3 protein-coding genes are annotated in these 4,781 nt (G+C 45.0%); all 3 read left to right on the forward strand.

The genetic code is table 11. From position 1 onward, the window contains the following. Positions 1 to 353: 353 nt before the first annotated feature. The 3 genes from MHN33_RS23610 (at position 354) to MHN33_RS23620 (ending at position 4,558) form a co-directional block, all read left to right on the forward strand. On the forward strand, positions 354 to 827 hold the full coding sequence (locus MHN33_RS23610; protein WP_239401915.1) for a hypothetical protein: 474 nt from the start codon (positions 354 to 356) through the stop codon (positions 825 to 827). A gap of 56 nt (positions 828 to 883) precedes the next feature. Further along, positions 884 to 2,239, forward strand: coding sequence for a hypothetical protein (locus MHN33_RS23615; protein ID WP_239401917.1), 1,356 nt, complete (start codon positions 884 to 886; stop codon positions 2,237 to 2,239). A 786-nt stretch (positions 2,240 to 3,025) separates the two neighbouring features. Then, positions 3,026 to 4,558 (forward strand): basic secretory protein-like protein, encoded by a 1,533-nt coding sequence (locus MHN33_RS23620; RefSeq protein ID WP_239401919.1) that lies wholly within the window; start codon positions 3,026 to 3,028, stop codon positions 4,556 to 4,558. Positions 4,559 to 4,781: the final 223 nt, after the last annotated feature.

Consider the following 4,781-nt stretch of genomic DNA (forward strand, 5'->3'; position numbering starts at 1 on the left):
ATTTATAGCGGACTGGACCAAACATCAGGCATGGCAAAGCGGGTAAAATAACGAACGAGATAACGAAAATGCGCTATCTCGCAGGCCTTCTCGGCTTGACATCGCTGGAGCGTCCATATATGTCTGCGTGCTTTAGCTTATTTTGCTGTTCGTCACTCAATAGTTCCACTTAAAATCGCTTGGATCCGTTTACAACCCCCACTTTAACAATCCTTAAAAACGCAAAACCCAAGACTTTAAAGTTGCAAAATAATCAATAAAAACAACACATTGACGCGCACATGAAAATCTAATAGCATTCCGCTCGGTAATAGAAAATACCATAAATAGACATTCAATAAGGAGTTGTTTAAATGAATAAAATGTCTGCCTCTGCTCTACTTTTATCTACCCTGGTAATGAGTGGCCAATCATTCGCTACCGATTATAATATCACCAAGGAAAGACAGCCTAACAGAATGCTGGTATTAAGCTCTGCTGGTGGACTTTCCAGTGAGTTATTTTCAGTACTGAATATGGATTTAAGAGATATTCCATATAGAGACAAAACAGGGACAATCACTGGTATCAGCTACGTCTCTGCAAATTTCTCTGAGTCGACCACCGAAACAGCTGAGTTGTGCTACTATCGAGCTTATACCAGTAACCCTATTAAGTGTGTTGAAATTACTCCTAACTCTTCGGGTCATGTGACTGCATTCAATGGCTTTGAATTCAAAGCGGGTATTAAAGCATCAATAGTGCATCGTGTAGATGCAACAGGTAGTTTTCATTACCTTGAGCCAAACAGAAAGGAAAGTGTGACCTTCCACTATTCGGCCAACTAAGTCTAATTTAACCCCTTATTTAATAAGGGGTTACCTCATTTCTGGGGACAGTAAATATGGATATATCAGATACCCGATGGCACACAAAAACGAAAGCTTCGTCTGCCACCTCATATCGCTCGAATGCGACTATCAGCCATAAGGATACCCGCAATACACAGGTGTCTGTCTCTTCACTGGCGGTGAGACTAAAAGAAGCACAACATGCCATTGACGCAGTCCGTTTGACTCAACAACCCTTTCCCCAGAACAAAAGTGCTTCAACGTGGCAAGCTCAGAACCAACAAGTAGCGATTGGCTCGGCTAAGTTCGAGTTTGAGCAACTGTCCAAATCTCAGCTGGAGACCATCGCTATGGACCCCAGTAATACCTTTTCAGAGGCAGAAAAGGTTGCCGCTTATGAACAATGGCATGCACTTGATCAACGAACGCTGTCCGAGTTGAAGCGACATTCACTCAAAGATGATAATGCCGCAGCATCATTTGCCACTGCGTTAAATACACATTACCAGGCATTTTCAGATCTCGCTAAAGCGATGCTCCCCGGTAATTACATGTCGCAAGCACAGTCACACTTTGAGTCTGCGATACAAGATATGAGCCTATCGGCGCAAGCGAAGGGCAGTGAATCTGAGCAGTACTATGCGCTTATGGTGGCAGACTTGTTTGGCGGCAATGAACCTAAAATACAAAACAGCGCACAAGGTATGTCTTTAAATAACTTAGAGCGCAGCAATTATGAATTTTTGACCCAGAAAGACCGGAATGTGCTGGCTGACATGTATCAATATGCGGATCAAAATGACATAGATTTTACCTACATTAAAAAACTCGCCAGTGATCTTGGCAACTACAGGCGGCATGACGACGGCAAGTTACTGGGTAATTTCAATGAAGGGCATTATAATGCCGACGGCCATCAGCTGACTGTTGGATTTACACAAAAAGATCAAGCCTCAATAGATCGCCTGGCGAACAGTGGTGCCTTGTCTGACAGTGCCCTGGACAAAGGCTTTGTGTCTTTTATCACGCAGCCCGGTCTTGGCGCGCTCTCTCATCGGGGCAGCTATCAATTTCTGACACACATGGCAGAAGTAACGGCGGGTATGCCTGCCAGTGACTCGCCCGCGCAATTTAAAACATTCACAGAGGCAAATAGCACCAGCGAGCGCTATATTATCTCCCACTCAGAAGAACGCATTTCACTCCCCGAGCCGGATGTCTCATGCAAAAACGGAGTCTGTGAGGTCACTGAAAAAGGTCGTAAAAATGGTGTAACATTAGCGCAAGACAGCCCTGGTTTTGCGCCACCGGTTGAGCCAGACCTCGCTCAATTTGATACCTTATATCAGCTGAAAAATGACCCAGAAACTCGGAATTCAGCCTGGTTTGAGTGGTTTTTTGAAAAGTAATTTTTGAGTTTTAAAGTGGGAGTTTTGTATATTTGCAAATGAGATAGCGAAAACTCGCTACCCCTGGCTCAGTTGGCTTGGTATCGCCAGAGTGCCCATATATGTCTGTCTTTCTTTTTGACATGCTCTGTCGTTTTTATAAATGTATCTCTGGCACCGTTGCCTACGGTGGTGGTTGCAATTGAATCAACAGCTCCTCCAGCCACACTATCATCTATGGGAGCAGCTTTACCCAATTGAATACCCCCCCCTTTCTTCCCTGAGCCTTGTGAGAAGAAGAAACCCGGCCTACTGATTCATGAGGGTCATTGTTTTACCTAGCATGCTTTTTATAACGTTTTTTGTAACCTTTGTACCTACAGCGATTTCCGTATTTTTCTAAATACTTATTTCTGCACTACCAGCAAGACAAGCTTAAACATGCGAAATAAGCGAATAACAGTTGTGTAAAAATGACCAGCCTGTTTATCTGCATAAATTGTATGATAAGTAGTAATGCCCAGGTCTTCCAAAGAGTGATGCATATACATCCAGACAAGAATCACACCCATATCCGCAGCCAGCAAGCCCTGAATTGCGCGCCTTATAACCAAACGGTTCAACTTTAAAACAATTTAATATTTACATAAATTTGACAACTCAATGTGCAAGATCAATATTTAGATCGTTCCAAATTGATTTTGATACCTATTTTATTTACTTGAGATAGAAGGTCAGAGCCGCCTTTACGACATTTAAGCGGAACGATATAAAAAACAAATACAACATATAAATGAGAGCAACAGGATGAAAACACTACAACACTTTACTAAAAGTACTCTGGCACTGTGTATGAGCAGTGCCCTATTTACTTCTATGAGCTTTGCCAACTCGGATCTCACCCAGCCTGATGGCGGCGTCATCACTGCAAGTGGGGAAAACGGCACAGCAGAAGGGCGCACTAAGGCATTTGACGATTCTCAGTCCAGCAAGTGGCTGACCTTTTCACCTACCGGCTGGATAGCATATCAATTCAACACCCCTCAGGTGGTGTCGGGTTACACATTGACGTCGGCCAACGACGAGGCCAGCCGCGACCCGCAAGACTGGCAATTACTCGGCTCAAACGACGATCACACCTGGTATGAACTTGATACACAAACTAATCAGACCTTTTCTGCACGCTACCAGACTCGCCTGTATGGTGTCACTAACAATCAAGCCTATCGCCACTATAAACTGAATGTCACCGCTAATCAGGGCGCAGGTATTTTGCAGCTGGCAGAAATTGAGCTGCTGGGTAACGTTACGCCACCGGGAGACTCATTACCTTTAATTGACAACAAGTCACTTAGTAAAGGAGCGTGGCAACATTATGGGCCATTCAATGTGGCCGGGAAAGTGTCAGCAACCACCTCTGGTAGCGGTGACGCCGATCTGTATATCGGCCGGGGTAGCCGGCCAACCACCAACAATTATCTGTGTGCCAGCACCTCCCCCACCGCGACAGAATCCTGCCAGGCTCAGGGCAATAACCTGTATGTCTCCGTTTATGGCTGGTCTGCCACCCGTTACACCATCAACATCAAAGAAGAAAGCGATAATGGAGGTGGTAACTGGGATAAACCTGTGGTCGATTTTGTTGATATGAACCCAGAAACCGCAGGCTCGCAGCTGGTTAAGCGCATCATAAGCGACCCAGCAGCCCACATGGCAAACCGCTGCGTAGATGTGGCCAAAGTGCTCTATACCAATCCGCAGGAATCTCAGCGTTTCAGGCATTTGCGCTTTGAACTCAGAGAGAAAGATGCCTGGGGCAACGACTTTGTGGCCTATAAACTCGGCCAGGATGGTTCCGGCGAAATGACTATTGCCGTTAGTACTAAACATTTGGAAAAAATTTACCGGGAAGGGAATAATGATGACAACGCGATCCGCGATGAGATTGACGGCATCTTATTTCATGAGGTTACTCATGGCTATAACAACTCTCCGATAACACACGATGGCTATGGTGACGGCGGCCCTTACTGGGCCTATACCGAAGGCCTGGCAGATGCCGTGCGAATTGGTGCAGGTTTTCATAAAACCAGACAACCGGATATCAGCAACCCTAAAAAGTGGCTGGGCGGGTACACCACAACCGGCTTCTTTCTGCACTATATCAAGCAGGAAAAAGACCCGCTGTTTATCCGTAAGTTTAACCAGTCAGCGGTGGATTACACCAACTACACCTGGTCATTCGACCGTGTTTTCACCGATATACTAGGCATTGGTGTAGAGCAAGCCTGGCAGGATTACGTGCAGTTTATTCAAAATGGTGGGCAGCTTCAGTACTAGTAAGTAGTAAAATACCCGAACACCTGGGAAGGTCTTCGGGCTTACAGTTATTAAGAGTCCCATGAGACACCCAGCCCAAAAAAAGGAACAAATAACGGTAGTGTTCAATTTTCTGTGTCATTTCGATAAGTTAAGATATAAAAAGAGAAATGACCCATGACTACACAAAAATTTGATTTAGATTCTGTATTGAAAGCGCTCCAGGACGGCAAAAACCTCACTG

The organism is Pseudoalteromonas sp. OOF1S-7 (assembly GCF_022347765.1).
Classification (GTDB): Bacteria; Pseudomonadota; Gammaproteobacteria; order Enterobacterales; family Alteromonadaceae; genus Pseudoalteromonas.